Raw genomic sequence first — 16,738 nt, 5'->3', positions numbered from 1 at the left:
CGATACAACATGGCGTGCAATCTCCTGCCCATAGCCACTTCATAGTCAGATAAATCTTATGCATTTTCCCGGTACAGGGAAAACACCCGGGCTTAAGAAGCCGCAATTGTATGCCATCATCACCACGGCTATAATCCCCTGCACAGGTCATCTGCTGACCTGACGGTATTCTGCCCAGGGCATCAGCCCGCGTGGCGCAGACATTTTTGGCACGGATAGCCCATTCTCACCTGACGCGTTGCCCAGGCCAAAAATGACAAGTCATTAACCTAAGGTTTGTTTCAGCCTGTTTATCTGTAACGCGACTGAATCAGCCATTTTATGGATGTTTTATGTTAGACAACTTGCTTGTCATCTTACTACTGATTGCGATCAGTTCATTTTTTTCACTGTCGGAAATTTCGCTGGCCGCGGCACGCAAAATTAAGCTCAAGCTGCTGGCGGATGACGGAAATATCAATGCGCTAAGAGTCCTGAAAATGCAGGAATCCCCCGGTATGTTTTTCACTGTGGTGCAAATTGGTCTCAATGCAGTGGCAATCCTTGGAGGGATCGTGGGCGATTCCGCCTTCACTCCGGTTTTCAGAGAGCTGTTTAACCGTTTTTTTAATCCGCAACTGGCAGAACAGTTAAGCTTTGTCTGTTCATTTACCGTTGTCACCAGCCTGTTTATTCTGTTCGCTGACCTTCTCCCCAAGCGGCTGGGGATGATATCCCCGGAAGTCATCGCACTGAAGATAATCAATCCGATGCGCTTCTGCCTGATGATTTTCCGCCCACTGGTCTGGTTTTTCAATGGCGGTGCTAACATCATTTTCCGTCTGTTTAAAATCCCGCTGGTGCGCAAGGACGATATCACTTCAGATGATATTTATGCCGTGGTTGAGGCAGGTGCGCTCGCCGGCGTACTGCGCAAGCAGGAGCATGAGCTGATTGAGAATGTATTTGAGCTGGAATCGCGGACGGTACCTTCTTCCATGACCTCACGCGAAAACGTGGTCTGGTTCGATTTGCACGAAGAAGAGGACAGTCTGAAAGAAAAAATTGCCAATCACCCACATTCCAAGTTTCTGGTTTGCAATGAAGATATTGACCATATTATTGGTTATGTCGACTCCAAGGAGCTGCTGCTACGGGTACTTGGCCATCAGAGTATGGCGCTGAACAGCGGCGTGCAGATCCGTTCAGCACTTATCGTGCCTGACACGCTGACGTTATCAGAAGCGCTGGAAAGCTTTAAAACCGCAGGTGAAGACTTCGCGGTTATCATGAATGAATACGCGCTGGTGGTCGGCATCATCACGCTTAATGATGTGATGACCACATTGATGGGCGATCTGGTTGGCCAGGGACTGGAAGAACAGATTGTGGCACGTGATGAGAATTCGTGGCTGGTTGAAGGGGGAACACCCATTGATGATGTGATGCGCGTACTCCATATCGATGAGTTTCCTCACTCTGGCAACTATGAAACCATCGGCGGCTTTATGATGTATATGTTGCGTAAGATCCCCAAGCGCACCGACTTCGTTAAGTTCCACGGCTATAAGTTTGAGGTGGTTGATATCGACAGTTACCGTATCGATCAGCTGCTGGTGACCCGTATTGATGCGCGCCCCGCTTCGGCGATCGGTAAACAGGAAGAAGAGAAGATGGAAGGCTAGAGCGCGTTGGCGGTAGTGTCGTGGTTTATTATCAGCACACCGGCAACCAGCTGTTGACGCGAAGTCTTCACGGCAACGCCGCTACAGCTCAGGGGCGGAAAGCTACCCCCGCCTTTGTGGTCTTAATTGAATTCGCTTTGCAAACGCAGCACCTGGCGGTTTACTTCTGACATCACGCTGTAGTGCTGTTTATCTTTAATGCGGGGCAACAGTATCTTGCCTTTATCAAATTCAAACGCACCGACATTTTCGATATAAAACCTGCCACGAAACAATGTCTTAACGTATTTTGCCACTTGCAGCGGATTATATCGCTGAAAAATCTTCATTCTGGCCCTACTCCTGAATATAAACGCGTGATGTGTCCAGACCTGGTACAACGTCATCAGCGCAAAGTGGTTTTATTGTAGACTAATGTCTGCCTTGCGTAGCGATATATTGATTTTTTTACTTACTTTACAAAAAATAACAGTTTACAATTTCATTAAAAAATAAAAAAACAGCATAAAAATTCATATGTAAACAACGCGTGTATTTTGTTGCATAAGTATTTCACAGATGCGACACCCATATCATCTGCGTTTATTATTGCAGGAACATGACTCACTGGTCAGATAATCATCAATGGAGCTGTTATGACAACGTTTCGCTCGTTTTTTATGCTGTTAACCCTTCTGCTGCCAATGGCTGCCAGCGCGCACAATTTTGTGATGGGGCAACGCGTTCCGCCGGTCGCCATCGCGGATAAAGGAGAGCTGTTGTGGCAACAGAATAAATTCAGTTATCAGAGCTGGAACAGCACGAAACTGCCGGGCAAGATCAGGGTGTTGCAGCACATCGCTGGTCGCACCTCTTCTAAAGAAAAAAACGCCGCGCTGATTGAGGCCATCAAGGCGGCAAAATTTCCGCGCGACCACTATCAGACCACAACGCTAATCAATACCGACGATGCTATCCCCGGCACCGGTATGTTAGTTCGCAGTAACATTGAAAATAATAAAAAACAGTTCCCCTGGTCACAGTTCATCGTGGATAACAATGGTGTAGCCAAAAAGGTCTGGCAACTGGAAGACGAAGGGTCAGCCGTTGTTGTTCTGGATAAGGCCGGGCGGGTGCGCTTCGCTAAAGATGGCGCGCTAACCGCGGATGAAATCCAACACGTGATTACGTTGGTGAAGCAGCTGATGCAGCAGGACGGCACCAATGAGTAAAACAGTGCCACCCGGTAGTTCTGTTCGTCTTTATGATCCGCTTTGCCAGCATTCGCTTCTGTCTGGCAGTGGGCAATCAGAAGATGGACACCCGAAAGCCAGGATTGAGAAATGACTCGCGGGGCGCATAGTCCAGTGTCTTTCCCTGCCAGTCATGTACATGGGCACCAGCAGCAATCGCCACGGCATGGCCTGCTCCGGTGTCCCAGATATTGGTTGGTCCAAAACGAGGATAAAGCTGTGCCTTACCCTCTGCCACCAGACAAAACTTCAGTGAAGAGCCTATCGCAGTGGTTTGATGCTCACCAAGGTGGCTGAGATAATCCTCCAGTTCGCTATCTGAATGCGAACGACTTACCACCACCAGCGGAGGACGGGCTTCCCGTACCTGGATCTGAGTCCTGTGGCCGCCCTCTTCTTTCCATGCCTTCCCAGCAGCAGCAGAATACATAACATCCAGCACCGGCGCATAAACCACCCCCAGCACGGGTCGACCATTTTCGATCAGGGCTATATTGACGGTGAATTCACCATTGCGCTTAATAAACTCTTTGGTGCCATCAAGTGGATCAACCAGCCAGTAACGCTGCCAGTGCTGGCGCACCTCCCAGGCAGGTGGGTCTTCTTCTGAAAGCAGCGGAATATCGGGGGAGATCGCCGCCAGACCTTGCAAAATGACCTGATGAGCAGCCATATCTGCGGCGGTTACCGGCGAGTTGTCCGATTTGTGGGAAACCTCAAGCGGGACCTGCCCGTCATACACTTTCATGATGGCATCCCCCGCATTTCGAGCCAATTGGCAAATCTTATCCAGCATTTTCCACCTCCTGTAACAGGCGTATCCCAATATTAATCGCAAAATGAATTTCCCGGTGTCGGTCACATAACTCAAACTGACCTCTGACAATCGTAGCATGGCCTGGCGCCACAGGTTAGCCACTACAGGAGTCTACAATCGTAATAAATACGTTTGACAGATCACATAATGTGAGATGTGACCTAATAATTTTGCAGATTTTTGCGATTCTGTGAGATTGAGGAGTACAAATTTTACGGAGAAAATGATGACCAGGCCTTCTTTCACCATACTCGCAGTATTGGTAAGCAGTACGCTACACGCCGCCACGGTAGATTTTCGGCTGCTGGAAACGACCGACCTGCACAGCAATATGATGGACTTTGACTATTACAAAGACACCCCCAGCGAGAAATTTGGTCTGGTACGCACCGCGACACTGATTGCACATGCACGTAATGAGGTCAAAAACAGCGTGCTGGTGGACAATGGCGATATCATTCAGGGCAGCCCTTTGGGGGATTATATGGCCGCCAAAGGGCTGCAACAGGGGGAAGTCCATCCGGTCTATAAGGCCATGAATACGCTGGATTATACCGTCGGCAACCTGGGCAACCATGAATTCAACTATGGCCTGGATTACCTGCAAAAAGCCCTCAACGGTGCCCGGTTTCCCTATATCAACGCGAATATTATCGACCTCAAAACCGGCCAGCCCATGTTTACGCCTTATCTGATCAAACCCGTGCAGGTGACTGACCGTGACGGTAAAACCCATCAGCTAAACGTCGGTTATATCGGTTTTGTTCCGCCACAGATTATGGTGTGGGATAAGAAGAACCTCAGCGGCAGGATCACCGTCAATGATATTACAAAGACAGCACGCAAATGGGTGCCGGAGATGCGCAAACAGGGTGCCGACCTGGTGGTGGCCATTCCCCATTCCGGCCTGTCGGGGGACCCTTATCGGGCCATGGCGGAAAACTCCGTTTACTATCTCAGCGAGGTTCCCGGCATTAACGCCATCCTCTTCGGTCATGCTCATGCCGTTTTCCCCGGTAAAGATTTTGCCAGCATCAAGGGGGCAGATATTACTCAGGGAACGCTGAACGGTGTACCTGCAGTGATGCCCGGCATGTGGGGCGATCATCTTGGTGTGGTTGACCTGGTGCTGAATAATGATGCCGGTCGCTGGCAGGTGAGTAGCGCAAAAGCAGAAGCCCGTCCAATATACGATATTGCGACGAAGCGATCCCTCGCAGCAGAAGACCCTGCGTTGGTCCATCTGCTGAAAGATGATCATCACGCCACCCGTACATTTGTCGGTAAACCAATAGGCCAGTCAGCGGATGTGATGTATAGCTATCTGTCACTGGTGCAGGACGACCCTACGGTGCAGATCGTCAATAATGCTCAGCGCGATTATGTGCAGCATTTTATCCAGGGCGATCCCGATCTGGCACATCTGCCGGTGTTGTCAGCGGCGGCGCCGTTCAAAGCAGGTGGCCGAAAAAATGATCCAGCCAGCTATGTTGAAGTGGAAAAGGGGCCGCTCACTTTCCGTAACGCGGCTGACCTGTATCTTTACCCCAACACGCTGGTGGTGCTGAAGGTGTCAGGAGAGGAAGTTAAAGAGTGGCTGGAGTGCTCTGCGGGCCAGTTTAATCAAATCGACGTGACCAGTGGCAAACCGCAGTCGCTGATTAACTGGGATTTCCGCACCTACAATTTTGACGTCATAGATGGCGTTAATTACCGTATTGATGTGACGCAACCAGCACGCTATGACACAGAATGCCAGCTGGTTAATGCTGACGCATCTCGCATCCGCGATTTAACATTTGACGGCCGACCTGTTGATCCCAGCGCAACGTTCCTGATTGCCACTAACAATTATCGTGCTTACAGCGGAAAGTTTGCCGGTACAGGGGATAATCATGTTGCCTTTGCATCACCGGATGAAAATCGCTCAGTGGTTGCAGCTTATATCCAGGCTCAGTCTCAGCGTTATGGTAAATTCAGCCCGCAGGTAGATAATAATTGGGAAATTAAGAATATAAAAAGTGCCACGCCACTGGATATCAGATTTGAGACTTCACCTACAGATAAGGCTGCTGAATTTATCCATAAATACAGCCATTATTCTGTGCAAAGGCTGAATGATGATAATATTGGCTTCGCCATTTACCGGATAAAGCTGGATTAATCCAGATAAAAACTAAAAAGCCAGTCCAGAAAAATCAAGAACTGGCTTTATTTTATTGACTAATATCTTTGATGACTATCAGCGAATAACGTTAAGCAGAAGCCTGATCTTTAGCACTGGAAGCAATAGCCAGCCAACCTACAATCCCTTTGCCAAGATCGCTTATTGCGCCGGAAAGGTTCAGTTCGATAATTTTACCAAGGCCTGAACCAATCTGTGCGGAAGCAGTGGTCGAGTCAATGGTAATACCTCCATCGGATGCACCTTTGTTGATTATGGAACCCACAACAAAGCCAACAGATGAGCCAATATCTGAAAAAATCCATGCACCAGATACTGACTCAATTTCCACACTATTTAATTTACGCATATTATCCCCTTAGTATTTTTACATTCCCTATAAGCAAAAGAAATATATTCCAGACAAAAAAACATGTCAACCTTTACCAGGATAATTAAATGCAACACCTGAATATCAGGAAATAAATAAGAAAAAACAAATTACTTATTAATAAAAAAGAACAGAAAAATTCAACCCTGGTATGAAGTGACACATAATATATCAATATGCATCACTTTTGATAAAGAGAAATATATCTATCCGTGGCAGTTAGTCACACTGAATTACATAATTTCCAACAGCTCGACTTCAAAAATCAGCGTACTGAAAGGAGGAATAGACGCACCCGCACCACGCTCACCATAAGCCAGATTTTGTGGAATAACCAGTTCCCATTTGGAACCAACAGGCATTAATGTCAGTGCCTCAATCCAGCCGGAAATAACGCCGCTGACCGGAAATTCAGCCGGTTCTCCACGCTGTACGGAACTGTCAAACACGGAACCATCGATCAGTTTACCGGTATAATGTACGCGAACGCGATCCTGACGGGATGGGATAGCACCGTCGCCCTGAGCAATCACACGGAATTGCAGACCGGACTCAGTGCTGCTGACCCCCTCGCGCTTACCGTTCTCTTCCAGATATTTCTGTCCTTCCGCAGCCATTGACTCCTGATGCTCACGGCGCACAGCATCCGCACGCTCATGGACTTCACGCAGCGCACGGTGTACCACATCAACCGGTACGGCTGGGGTATTCCCTTCCAGCGCATCACACAAGCCAGCCAATAAGGATTCGGGTTGAAGACCCTGTAGCCCGGACTCCAGCAATTGCTGACCGATCTGTAAACCGATACCGTAACTTGCCTGCGCCTCAACACTTTCAAAAGAAGGGGTTGTCATGGATTTTCCTTTTCTTTATTGATAAAACCGAAAACGAAGCATATCAGTGCAGGCAACAGGCGTAAAATGCCATCTTCTCCAGGTGACTTTTCACTGACAAAAGGAAACAATAGCCGCATCCCTGTCGCAGGCTCACCACTGCACAAACAATAGATCTTTCAACCGAGGTAAAAATGGGCCATCCTGCCCAACGGCAACGGAAAAGCCAGCCGCTTTCGCTGAATGGTATGTTGCACCGCTTAGCCCAAAGCTCACTATTTGCGCGAGGTTCGCGCCAGGAGGATAAATCCATGCCAAGCGCCCCTTTAACAGAACGAATTGCGCTATGGTTCCATAAGATCTGGTTGCTGCCGGATGCGGCTCGCTGGATGGATCCGCTCCCTTCTTTTCACCGTCGCGGCATCATTGTCGCGGTGTCGGTGATTGTGCTGGCTTTTCTCTGGCCATCCGCGACTCATGAGCAGCGGCAACCTGTCATCAACAGCAGCCGACCAGCCATCTCCACCCCCCCCATGCAGGCAGAACTCCGCGACCAACAGGGGACCACCCGGCAGCAGGCGATACCGCGCGCCACCGATGGCGATTCGCAGGGACAGTGGCACAGTTATCAAATTGCCTCCGGCCAGACCCTGGCACAGCTGTTTCGGGATCACAACCTGGCGGTTAATGATGTGTTCGCCATGGCGCAGGGGGAAGGGAATGATAAACCTCTGAGTAATCTGCAAAGCGGACAGACGGTAAAAATCCGTCAGAACGAACAGGGCGTGGTGACAGGACTGACAGTGGATGGCGTTAACGGGCAGATTCTGTTTACCCGTCAATCAGATGGCACTTTCCTTCGTGCACATTGATGAGATCGGGGTAATCTGAGTAGGTAAAAAAAAACGCCGGCCCAGGGCCGGCGTTTCTTCTACGAAACTAAAGCTGTTAAGCTTCAGCAACGATGTTTACAGTCAGCTTAGCGAAGACTTCGCTGTGAACCTGAAAGTCCACTTCATGCTCACCGGTGGTGCGCAGAACGCCGTTCGGCAGGCGAACTTCGCTCTTGCTAACATCAACGCCAGCAGCGGTAACCGCATCAGCGATGTCGCGAGTACCAATGGAACCGAACAGTTTACCTTCATCACCTGCTTTAGATGCGATGGTCACATTGCCCAGTGCATTGATTTTCTCAGCACGCGCGTTAGCAGCAGACAGCACGTCAGCCAGTTTGGCTTCCAGCTCTGCACGACGTGCTTCGAAGAACTCAACATTTTTTTTGGTAGCAGGAACAGCTTTACCCTGTGGCACCAGGAAGTTACGGGCATAGCCCGCTTTAACATTAACCTGATCGCCCAGGCTGCCCAGGTTTGCTACTTTATCAAGCAGAATAACTTGCATTACCTTATCCTCTTAAAGTCGTTAATGGACAGAAGCCGTTACTGATGACGATCGGTATACGGCAGCAGGGACAGATAACGCGCGCGCTTGATAGCACGGGCCAGCTGACGCTGGTATTTTGCGCGAGTACCGGTAATACGGCTTGGTACAATCTTACCGCTTTCAGTGATGTAGTTTTTCAGCGTTGCGATATCTTTGTAATCGATCTCTTGAACGCCTTCCGCGGTGAAACGGCAGAACTTGCGACGACGGAAATAACGTGCCATTTGGCTAGTCTCCAGAATCTATCAATTCAATCTGCTCGGCATGCAACACAATTTTATTCAGCCCATTGCGCCCCTGATGGCTGCTAATGAATCCTGAAACAGTGAGATGCGTGCCGACCGTTATACGTTGAGTAATCGCCTGATGTGTATTGCCGCTGATAACCACCGGCATTCTGCACCAGGCCTGTCGGGTGAAACCGACCTCCACCTGCCCGGAACGGTGCTCAAGCACGAACTGGCAGTGTGGAATACCTGACGGACTGACTTTACGAACTGGCGTCTTGCACACGGTGCCAGAGAGCGTCAGCCTGTTATCCGCCACGGTCAATTACTCTTCAGAATCCCCAGCATCATCATCAGAGGTTTCGTTAGCAAAATCGTCACGACGCTCACGGCGTTCATCTTTCGCTTTAACCATCGGAGATGCTTCAGTTACCGCGTGCTTAACGCGCATAACCATGCTACGGATAACGGCGTCGTTGAAGCGGAAGTTTGTTTCCAGCTCATCGATCGCTTCCTGCGGCGCTTCAACATTCAGAAGAACGTAGTGCGCTTTGTGCAGTTTATTGATCGGGTAAGCCAGTTGACGGCGGCCCCAGTCTTCCAGGCGGTGGATCGTACCTTCAGCACCAGTAATGGTGGCAGAGTAACGCTCGATCATGCCAGGAACCTGTTCGCTTTGGTCAGGATGAACCATAAATACGATTTCGTAATGACGCATCGAATTTGCTCCTTACGGATTATTCAGCCTCCTGTCAGGGTCAGCCGCGGCCCATGGAAGCAAGGAACGTGTATGTTTGTACGGCTGAAAAAATTGACGCGTAATCTTACTGACGCAGGTGGGATAACTCAAGGTCAATTTAGCTGTGGGGGCAAATTATTTTACCGTGCTGCCGCCAGAGAGCGGCAGGTTCAGTTTCCGGCCCGAAACCTTTACAGATGTTGCTGAAAGAATGTCACCAGCACTGTCAGCGCCGTTGGGGTAATACGATGCCCGGCGCCCTTCTCAATAACCATATGCAGATTGTCGTTGAGCTTCGCTTCCCGCAGGTCTTTTTCCAAACGCAGGCTCTCAGTGACCGGCACCAGTTCATCAGCGTCACCGTGCCAGACCAACAGCGGTCGGTCGGCAACCTTTTCCAGACGCTTACGGATATCATATTCGGCAAGCGTTGCGGTTCGTCCGCACACAACGTCTTGCTGTGCAGACGTTGTGTCCGCCACTCCCGGCGGGAATAACGTCTGACAAAGCGACATAAAATATCCTGAGCCCATCAAACAGGCAGCGCAGGCAAAACGCGGATAACGTGCCATCGCACCCAGCGCCGTCATCCCCCCCATCGACGCACCCGCCAGCGCGATCCGCTGCTGTGCAACCAGTCCCTGCTCACGCAATGCCGCCTCCAGCAACGGCACTTCATCAATATTGCTACGCAGGATTTCCCAGAAATGCCCCAGCCGCTGCTCATCATTGCCGTTATGGCGGGCACCATGCAAATCGGCATCGGGCAGGATCACGCGGAATCCGGCCATAGCCAGCGCGACACTGGACCAGGAGTAAACCTCTTTTGAAGACGTAAACCCGTGAAAGAAGAGAATGGTCGGCAAAGGGTGGTGGCGTTGCCCCACCGGTGAAGCATGCAGGCATTCAATACCCGCAAAAGTTTCCATGTTGATTTCAATCATCGCCTCTCCCCAGTAAGGTTTTCATCACCGTCAACACCATCACAGGCCCAGTCTATAGCCCTGCTCACAAAATTGATTGCTAAATGTTTTAACGGGATTGCCGTTAACCGTTATATCCGCTCTACAGATGGTAACAGGCCAAAATATGAACAAATTATCCTTTCATCGCTGGAGCCTCGGCGTCAAATTGTCGGTCATCACCTCAGTGACCGTGGCCGTTCTGTTCCTGGTTTTAACACTGGCTCTGAGCCAGAATTCAGCAAAGCAATTGCAAGTGCTGACGCTGCAAAACATGGAAAACCAGGTTAATGGCATTGGCGATATGGCGTCCATCTTTAACAGTTCATTAATTGAAGAGGTGACGAATTATACGGCACTGTTTCAAAGCTTTTTGCCCAAACGCTTTTCTGTTGATAGCTCACAAATCATTCCCGTAGGCAATGAACAAACACCGACCCTGCGAGCTGGCCTGAAAACCCTGAATCTTGATCAGGTGCTGGTCGACGATTTCCAGCAAAGAACAGGGGCAATCTCGACTATTTTTGTCCGAATGGGTGACGACTTTATCCGCGTTTCCACCTCACTGCGCAAAGAGGACGGCGAACGCGCTGTCGGTACCCGCCTGGATCATAGCAGCCCAGCCTGGGATAAAATGCGTAATGACGAAGTTTACCGGGGCGTCACCATGCTGTTTGGCAAACGCTATATCAGCCAATACCAGCCGGTGAAAGACAGCACCGGTAACGTTATTGCCGTCATCTTCGTCGGTCTGGACATCACCAAACAATTTGCCCTGCTTCGTGAAAAAGTCATTTCGAAGAAACTGGGCGACAGCGGGCAGTTTATCGTTATCAGCGATGCCAAAGGCAAAAGCTACGGAAAGTATGTTTTTCACTCAACGCAGGAGGGCAAGTCCCCTACCTGGCCAGATTCACTGCAACAACAGCTGTTAAATCAGGAGCAGGGAACTATTGAGACGGCAGACGAAAACGGCAATACACAGATTATCGCCTGGCACCATTTACCGGAACTGGGCTGGGTTATCCTCGCAGAAATAAGCAAGGCAAGCCTGCTGGCACCCATTCAGCATATTCGAAACCTGTTTCTGTTGATCGGTGCAGCACTGGTTGCACTGTTTGCGTTCTGTTTTGTGGTCACCATCCGCCGCTGGCTGAGCAGGCCACTTCAGCAGGTGATTGAGCTGGCTCGCCAGTATTCGGCAGGCAATTTGCAAGCGACTCTGGAAACCCGCCGCAGCGATGAGGTAGGACAACTGATTGTCGCAATTAACGGCATCGGAGACGGACTCGAACGTATCGTGTCGCAGGTCCGTGAAACTGCCCAGGATATCAATGATGGCACCAGTAACATTGCACAAGGTAGTGAAAACATCAGCCAACAAATCTCCCGTCAGGCCAGCAGCGTTGAACAAACGTCTGCCGCAATGGAGCAACTGAACGCTACGGTGGCACAGAATGCAGCTAACGTGGCGCAGGCGTTAACGCTGGTTGATGAAGCCGCTACCGCAGTGGAAAAAGGGGGGACCACCGTTTCCCGCTCTGTGGTGACAATGAGCGACATCAAAAACGCCTCGCAAAGTATTGCTGATATCACACAGGTTATTGAATCAATAGCCTTTCAGACCAATATTCTGGCGCTGAATGCGGCAGTGGAAGCAGCGAGGGCAGGTGAACACGGGAAAGGGTTTGCGGTGGTGGCAGCAGAAGTTCGCGCACTGGCACAACGTAGTGCCCAGGCAGCGAAAGAAATTGATGGCCTGATTGAAAACTCACTGAGTAAAGTGGCCATGGGGCACGATCTTTCCGGCCAGACTCGCCAGGAAATGGACAATATTGTTGGCCGTATTGAACAGGTGAAAGTGTTGATGAGTGAAATTAATACTGCATCAAAAGAGCAGTCAGCCGGGATTGGCCAGGTTAATCAGGCAATAACTCAAATAAGCCTGGCAACGCATCAAAGCAGCGAGCTTATCACCAGGTCCGAACAGACCGCACAGGAACTGAGCCGCAAGGGGCATCACCTTGGTCAATTGGTACAAATTTTTACCGTAAAAGCGTAATAATGATGTGGAATAATACAGAGTCTGTCCTGGCAGGCGTAATTGTCGCGGCCAGCTTGGGCACAGTCAACGAAACGTACAGGCCGTGCGTGAGGATGGCGAACACGGCCTGGAGTCAAAATGGCAAGGACAATAGCCCGCGGAACAGGCTCTTACACTTGAGCTATCTCACCGGTGAGAAACAAGAATGCGTCAGTTACTTTTTTCATTGCTGCTGTTAATGACTGGCGGCTGTGGTTCGTTCACCGTCAGACCAGCATCGCCGCCGCCTGCCACCACTCAGGCACAGGAGATCAATCGTGCACAAAGCGTCAATTTACAGCGAATGGGCACGGTTAGCGTGAGTGTAAGGGGGTCTCCTGACGATGCGCTACGCGCAATTGCCGGAAAAGCCAATGCAGCAGGCGCAAACTGGTATCTGGTCCAGCTGGTTAGCGAAACGGCGGTGCCCGGTTACTGGTATGCCACGGCGGTCCTTTATGGGGGAGCCGTGGCTGCTACCAGCAAACATCCGTAAAGCCTCAGCCTTTCCGCTGACGTACCGCTTCAAACAGGCAAATTCCGGTGGCGACAGAAACATTCAGTGAAGAGACGCTGCCAGCCATTGGAATGCTAATCAGCTCATCGCAATGCTCTCTGGTCAGACGGCGCATACCTTCACCTTCTGCTCCCATCACCAGCGCCATTGGGCCACTCATTTTGCACTGGTAAAGGTGGTGATCGGCTTCTCCCGCTGTGCCGACGATCCAGATGTTCGCTTCCTGCAACAGGCGCATGGTTCGTGCCAGATTCGTTACGCGGATCAAGGGGACATTTTCGGCTGCGCCGCTGGCCACTTTCTTCGCCGTGGCATTCAACTGGGCAGAACGATCGCGTGGGACAATAACCGCATCCACCCCGGCCGCATCAGCGCTACGCAGGCAGGCACCCAGATTATGTGGGTCGGTCACGCCATCAAGGATCAGTAATAACGGTGTTTCAAGGCTTGAAAGCAAGTCCGGCAAATCATTTTCCTGATACTGGCGACCCGCTTTTACCTTCGCCACGATCCCCTGATGTACGCCGCCTTCCACCTGATTATCCAGCCACTGACGGTTGGCCATCTGGATCACTATTCCCTGCGCTTCCAGCGCCTTAATTAACGGCTGCAGGCGGCGGTCATCGCGGCCTTTGAGAATAAACACTTCCTGAAAGCGCTGTGGATCACGCTCCAGCAGCGCCTTTACGGCATGGATTCCAAAAACAATCTCACTCATTAATCGGTTACTCAGTTAGTCATTTTTAACGGCGGTATCAGATGTCTTTTTAGCCGCACGCTTCGAGCGGGTGGCCGAGGCAATTTTACGGGTTTTATCCGACGGTTTTTTCGCCTTTCTCTCTTTTTTCGCGCCGGCGCTCTGTTGCTCGTTGCCAGAACGGAAGGCGCTGTCCGGCTCAAAATTCACCTTTTTACTTTGATTACGACGACGTTTGCCCTGCGGTGACGCGGTGTCTTTTTTAGCGCGATCGCGTTCAGTTTTACCTTCACCACGCGGTTTACGTGAGCTGGAAATCATCGCGAAATCAATTTTGCGCTCATCCATATGCACGGCCTCAACCCGAACCTCAACCGCATCACCCAGGCGGTAAGTTTTACCTCCCGACTCTCCGATCAGCCGCTGTCCGACCGCATCAAAACGGTAGTAATCATTATCCAGCGTGGAGACATGCACCAGCCCATCGATAAACAGATCGGTCAGGCGAACAAAGAAGCCGAAGCCAGTAACGCTTGAGATCACACCGGTGAAGGTTTCACCTACCTGATCCTGCATAAAATCACATTTCAGCCAGTCGGCCACGTCGCGGGTGGCTTCATCGGCCCGGCGTTCGGTCATCGAGCAGTGCTGACCAAACTGCAACATCTGTGGCAGATCATAATGGAAGCCGCCGGTTGGCGTGGTATTGCCTTCCAGCGTGCCATTTTCCTTCGCCAGCAGATATTTGATTGCGCGATGTAACAGCAGGTCTGGGTAGCGGCGGATAGGCGAAGTAAAGTGCGCGTATGACGCCAGCGCCAGGCCGAAGTGCCCCCGGTTTTCCGGGTCGTACACCGCCTGTTTCATGGAGCGCAGCAGCATAGTTTGCAGCATTTCCGCATCAGGGCGACTGGCGATCCGGGTCAGCAGTTCAGCATAATCAAGTGGATGCGGCTTAATACCTCCGCCCAGCGTCAGTCCAAGCTCATTCAGCACCGAGCGGAAGCTTTTGATATTTTCCTCGCTGGGCCTGTCATGATCGCGGAACAAGGCTGGCTCATTATTCTTCTCAACGTAACGTGCTGACGCAATATTGGCGAGGATCATGCATTCTTCAATTAGCTTGTGCGCATCATTGCGGGAAATCTGTTCAACACGTTCAATACGACGTTCGGCGTTGAAGATGAATTTCGCTTCATCGGTCTCAAACGAGATGCCGCCACGCTGCTCGCGGGCCTTTTCCAGCACCAGATACATACGGTGCAACTCTTCAAGATCTTTTACCAGCGGCTGATACTGTTTACGCAACGGCTGATCGCCCTGGAGGATGCTCCAGACTTTGTTATACGTCAGACGCGCCCAGGAGTTCATCACCGCTTCATAATGTTTGTAGCCTGTCAGCTTACCGGTAGCGGAAATTGTCATTTCACAGACCATGCACAGGCGGTCAACCTGAGGGTTTAGCGAGCAGAGACCATTCGACAGCACCTCCGGCAACATAGGCACCACCTGCGACGGGAAGTAAACCGAGGTTCCCCGGTTCACCGCTTCATCATCCAGCGGCGTACCCGGACGGACGTAATAGCTGACATCCGCGATAGCTACCCACAGTCGCCAGCCTCCTCCACGTTTTCTTTCGCAGAATACGGCATCATCAAAATCACGGGCATCTTCACCATCGATGGTGACCAGCGGCAGATCGCGCAGATCCACCCGCCCAACCTTGGCTTTTTCCGGCACCTCTTCTTTCAGACTGGCAATCTGACTTTGCAGCGCCTCCGGCCAGCCATGAGGAATATCATGGGTACGCAACGCCATTTCGACCGCCATACCGGTGCCCATATTATCACCCAGCACCTCCACGACGTTACCCACCGCCTTGCTGCGGCGAGTGGGCCGCTGTGTCAGTTCCACTACCACGACAAACCCCATCCTGGCGCCGTTCAATGCGTCCTGCGGGATCAAAATATCGAAGCTGAGGCGGCTGTCATCAGGCACGACAAAGCCGACCCCTGCTTCAGTGAAGTAGCGGCCAACGATTTGGTTAGTGCGTGGTTCCAACACGCGTACCACACGCGCCTCACGGCGACCTTTACGATCGGCACCCATCGCCTGAGCCAGGATCACATCGCCGTGCATACACATTTTCATCTGCTCAGCAGAGAGGTACAGATCGTCTTTGCTGCCTTCCGCGCGCAAAAAACCGAAGCCATCACGGTGACCGATCACCTTGCCACGCAGCAGGTCAAGACGTTCAGGCAGCGCGTAGCACTGCCGACGGGTGAACACCAGCTGTCCGTCACGCTCCATAGCCCTCAGGCGGCGGCGTAACGCTTCTGTCTGTTCTTCACCGGAAACAGAGAGTTCTGCCGCCAGCTCTTCACGGTTGGCGGGTTTTTCGCGTTTATCTAAATGAGCAAGGATATATTCGCGACTGGGGATGGGATTTTCATATTTTTCAGCTTCCCGTTCCTGAAAAGGATCTTTTGACATAGCGGTTCCTCCGTTGTCATCAGCTGCGGATTGAAGGTGCTTCAATCTGCAATAATTGGTAGAGCGGATAGTTATCAGCAACCATATCTGCCAGCGTGTAATCATCCAGCACGGCAAGAAAAGCCTGCACCGCATCCTGTAACACCATCTTCAGACGGCAGGCAGAAGTAATGTGGCAAAAATCACTGTGGCATTGGATCAGTTGCAACGGTTCAAGATCGCGTACGACCTGACCAATCACAATCTGACTGGCGGGTTTTCCCAACCGAATACCACCCTTTTTCCCCCGTACAGCAGACACATAGCCTGTCCGACTAAGCTGATGGATAATTTTGACCATATGATGACGCGACACGCTATAAGCGGCTGTCACTTCAGTAATACTGGTCATGCTACCGTCAGGCAGCGCCGCCAGAAAAATCAGCGCACGCAAACCATAATCGGTAAAACTTGTTAGCTGCACAGTTACCTCAAAA

General features: G+C 51.0%; 18 protein-coding genes. 6 read left to right on the top strand and 12 right to left on the bottom strand.

Annotated elements, in window-relative coordinates; all coding sequences use genetic code 11:
- Positions 1-332: 332 nt before the first annotated feature.
- On the top strand, positions 333-1,664 hold the full coding sequence (locus EB241_RS11815) for a hemolysin family protein (protein WP_124233370.1): 1,332 nt from the start codon (positions 333-335) through the stop codon (positions 1,662-1,664).
- A gap of 122 nt (positions 1,665-1,786) precedes the next feature.
- Here EB241_RS11815 and EB241_RS11810 read toward each other — a convergent pair whose 3' ends face one another.
- Entirely contained in the window at positions 1,787-1,993 is a 207-nt protein-coding gene (locus EB241_RS11810; RefSeq protein WP_124233369.1) for a DUF1107 domain-containing protein, read from the bottom strand.
- Positions 1,994-2,299: 306 nt separating this feature from the next.
- Here EB241_RS11810 and EB241_RS11805 point away from each other — a divergent pair, with 306 nt between their 5' ends.
- The gene (locus tag EB241_RS11805) at positions 2,300-2,875 is read left to right on the top strand and encodes a YtfJ family protein (RefSeq protein ID WP_124233368.1); all 576 of its coding nucleotides are present in this window, start codon (positions 2,300-2,302) and stop codon (positions 2,873-2,875) included.
- Between the two features lie 76 nt (positions 2,876-2,951).
- Here the strand turns inward: EB241_RS11805 and cysQ are convergent, their stop codons facing one another.
- Positions 2,952-3,692: a 3'(2'),5'-bisphosphate nucleotidase CysQ gene (gene cysQ / locus EB241_RS11800; RefSeq protein WP_124233367.1), complete on the bottom strand. Its 741-nt coding sequence runs from the start codon at positions 3,690-3,692 to the stop codon at positions 2,952-2,954.
- Between the two features lie 247 nt (positions 3,693-3,939).
- Between cysQ and EB241_RS11795 the strand changes: the two genes are divergently transcribed.
- Positions 3,940-5,877 (top strand): bifunctional 2',3'-cyclic-nucleotide 2'-phosphodiesterase/3'-nucleotidase, encoded by a 1,938-nt coding sequence (locus EB241_RS11795; protein WP_124233461.1) that lies wholly within the window; start codon positions 3,940-3,942, stop codon positions 5,875-5,877.
- A gap of 91 nt (positions 5,878-5,968) precedes the next feature.
- On the opposite strand, the gene EB241_RS11790 is transcribed toward EB241_RS11795, so the two are convergent.
- Both EB241_RS11790 and fklB read right to left on the bottom strand, forming a co-directional pair.
- Positions 5,969-6,247 carry a hypothetical protein gene (locus tag EB241_RS11790; protein ID WP_124233366.1) on the bottom strand — a complete coding sequence of 93 codons (279 nt, stop codon included), beginning with the start codon at positions 6,245-6,247 and terminating at the stop codon, positions 5,969-5,971.
- 254 nt (positions 6,248-6,501) lie between these two features.
- Positions 6,502-7,122 carry an FKBP-type peptidyl-prolyl cis-trans isomerase gene (gene fklB / locus EB241_RS11785; protein WP_124233365.1) on the bottom strand — a complete coding sequence of 207 codons (621 nt, stop codon included), beginning with the start codon at positions 7,120-7,122 and terminating at the stop codon, positions 6,502-6,504.
- 290 nt (positions 7,123-7,412) lie between these two features.
- On the opposite strand from fklB, the gene EB241_RS11780 reads away from it, so the two are divergent.
- Positions 7,413-7,973: a LysM-like peptidoglycan-binding domain-containing protein gene (locus tag EB241_RS11780; RefSeq protein ID WP_233592597.1), complete on the top strand. Its 561-nt coding sequence runs from the start codon at positions 7,413-7,415 to the stop codon at positions 7,971-7,973.
- Positions 7,974-8,049: 76 nt separating this feature from the next.
- On the opposite strand, the gene rplI is transcribed toward EB241_RS11780, so the two are convergent.
- The 5 genes from rplI to yjfP form a co-directional block, all read right to left on the bottom strand.
- Complete coding sequence (gene rplI, locus EB241_RS11775) at positions 8,050-8,502, bottom strand: 50S ribosomal protein L9 (protein ID WP_124233363.1); 453 nt, start codon at positions 8,500-8,502, stop codon at positions 8,050-8,052.
- Between the two features lie 38 nt (positions 8,503-8,540).
- On the bottom strand, positions 8,541-8,768 hold the full coding sequence (gene rpsR, locus EB241_RS11770; protein ID WP_000135199.1) for a 30S ribosomal protein S18: 228 nt from the start codon (positions 8,766-8,768) through the stop codon (positions 8,541-8,543).
- Positions 8,769-8,772: 4 nt separating this feature from the next.
- On the bottom strand, positions 8,773-9,090 hold the full coding sequence (priB, locus tag EB241_RS11765; RefSeq protein ID WP_124233362.1) for a primosomal replication protein N: 318 nt from the start codon (positions 9,088-9,090) through the stop codon (positions 8,773-8,775).
- Between the two features lie 6 nt (positions 9,091-9,096).
- The gene (gene rpsF, locus EB241_RS11760; protein ID WP_124233361.1) at positions 9,097-9,489 is read right to left on the bottom strand and encodes a 30S ribosomal protein S6; all 393 of its coding nucleotides are present in this window, start codon (positions 9,487-9,489) and stop codon (positions 9,097-9,099) included.
- A gap of 212 nt (positions 9,490-9,701) precedes the next feature.
- Positions 9,702-10,454, bottom strand: a complete 753-nt coding sequence (yjfP, locus tag EB241_RS11755) for an esterase (RefSeq protein ID WP_124233360.1) — start codon at positions 10,452-10,454, stop codon at positions 9,702-9,704.
- A gap of 145 nt (positions 10,455-10,599) precedes the next feature.
- Here yjfP and EB241_RS11750 point away from each other — a divergent pair, with 145 nt between their 5' ends.
- Together EB241_RS11750 and bsmA are read left to right on the top strand one after the other, a co-directional pair.
- The gene (locus EB241_RS11750; protein ID WP_124233359.1) at positions 10,600-12,534 is read left to right on the top strand and encodes a methyl-accepting chemotaxis protein; all 1,935 of its coding nucleotides are present in this window, start codon (positions 10,600-10,602) and stop codon (positions 12,532-12,534) included.
- Between the two features lie 187 nt (positions 12,535-12,721).
- Positions 12,722-13,051 (top strand): biofilm peroxide resistance protein BsmA, encoded by a 330-nt coding sequence (bsmA, locus tag EB241_RS11745; RefSeq protein WP_124233358.1) that lies wholly within the window; start codon positions 12,722-12,724, stop codon positions 13,049-13,051.
- Between the two features lie 4 nt (positions 13,052-13,055).
- Here bsmA and rlmB read toward each other — a convergent pair whose 3' ends face one another.
- From rlmB to nsrR, 3 genes are read right to left on the bottom strand one after another with little or no spacing between them, the layout of a single operon-like run.
- Complete coding sequence (gene rlmB, locus EB241_RS11740; protein ID WP_124233357.1) at positions 13,056-13,790, bottom strand: 23S rRNA (guanosine(2251)-2'-O)-methyltransferase RlmB; 735 nt, start codon at positions 13,788-13,790, stop codon at positions 13,056-13,058.
- A 15-nt stretch (positions 13,791-13,805) separates the two neighbouring features.
- Positions 13,806-16,262: a ribonuclease R gene (rnr, locus tag EB241_RS11735; protein WP_124233356.1), complete on the bottom strand. Its 2,457-nt coding sequence runs from the start codon at positions 16,260-16,262 to the stop codon at positions 13,806-13,808.
- Between the two features lie 19 nt (positions 16,263-16,281).
- On the bottom strand, positions 16,282-16,725 hold the full coding sequence (gene nsrR / locus EB241_RS11730; RefSeq protein WP_124233355.1) for a nitric oxide-sensing transcriptional repressor NsrR: 444 nt from the start codon (positions 16,723-16,725) through the stop codon (positions 16,282-16,284).
- Positions 16,726-16,738 lie beyond the last annotated feature (13 nt).

The sequence above is a fragment of the Erwinia psidii genome (assembly GCF_003846135.1).
Classification (GTDB): domain Bacteria; phylum Pseudomonadota; class Gammaproteobacteria; order Enterobacterales; family Enterobacteriaceae; genus Erwinia; species Erwinia psidii.
This window is presented reverse-complemented; position numbering and strand designations above follow the sequence as displayed.

Excerpts from the sequence above, each read along its gene's own strand:
- EB241_RS11815 (WP_124233370.1), top strand. The coding sequence starts at position 333 with ATGTTAGACAACTTGCTTGTCATCTTACTACTGATTGCGATCAGTTCA.
- EB241_RS11810 (WP_124233369.1), bottom strand. The coding sequence starts at position 1,993 with ATGAAGATTTTTCAGCGATATAATCCGCTGCAAGTGGCAAAATACGTT.
- EB241_RS11805 (WP_124233368.1), top strand. The coding sequence starts at position 2,300 with ATGACAACGTTTCGCTCGTTTTTTATGCTGTTAACCCTTCTGCTGCCA.
- cysQ (WP_124233367.1), bottom strand. The coding sequence starts at position 3,692 with ATGCTGGATAAGATTTGCCAATTGGCTCGAAATGCGGGGGATGCCATC.
- EB241_RS11795 (WP_124233461.1), top strand. The coding sequence starts at position 3,940 with ATGACCAGGCCTTCTTTCACCATACTCGCAGTATTGGTAAGCAGTACG.
- EB241_RS11790 (WP_124233366.1), bottom strand. The coding sequence starts at position 6,247 with ATGCGTAAATTAAATAGTGTGGAAATTGAGTCAGTATCTGGTGCATGG.
- fklB (WP_124233365.1), bottom strand. The coding sequence starts at position 7,122 with ATGACAACCCCTTCTTTTGAAAGTGTTGAGGCGCAGGCAAGTTACGGT.
- EB241_RS11780 (WP_233592597.1), top strand. The coding sequence starts at position 7,413 with ATGCCAAGCGCCCCTTTAACAGAACGAATTGCGCTATGGTTCCATAAG.
- rplI (WP_124233363.1), bottom strand. The coding sequence starts at position 8,502 with ATGCAAGTTATTCTGCTTGATAAAGTAGCAAACCTGGGCAGCCTGGGC.
- rpsR (WP_000135199.1), bottom strand. The coding sequence starts at position 8,768 with ATGGCACGTTATTTCCGTCGTCGCAAGTTCTGCCGTTTCACCGCGGAA.
- rpsF (WP_124233361.1), bottom strand. The coding sequence starts at position 9,489 with ATGCGTCATTACGAAATCGTATTTATGGTTCATCCTGACCAAAGCGAA.
- yjfP (WP_124233360.1), bottom strand. The coding sequence starts at position 10,454 with ATGATTGAAATCAACATGGAAACTTTTGCGGGTATTGAATGCCTGCAT.
- EB241_RS11750 (WP_124233359.1), top strand. The coding sequence starts at position 10,600 with ATGAACAAATTATCCTTTCATCGCTGGAGCCTCGGCGTCAAATTGTCG.
- bsmA (WP_124233358.1), top strand. The coding sequence starts at position 12,722 with ATGCGTCAGTTACTTTTTTCATTGCTGCTGTTAATGACTGGCGGCTGT.
- rlmB (WP_124233357.1), bottom strand. The coding sequence starts at position 13,790 with ATGAGTGAGATTGTTTTTGGAATCCATGCCGTAAAGGCGCTGCTGGAG.
- rnr (WP_124233356.1), bottom strand. The coding sequence starts at position 16,262 with ATGTCAAAAGATCCTTTTCAGGAACGGGAAGCTGAAAAATATGAAAAT.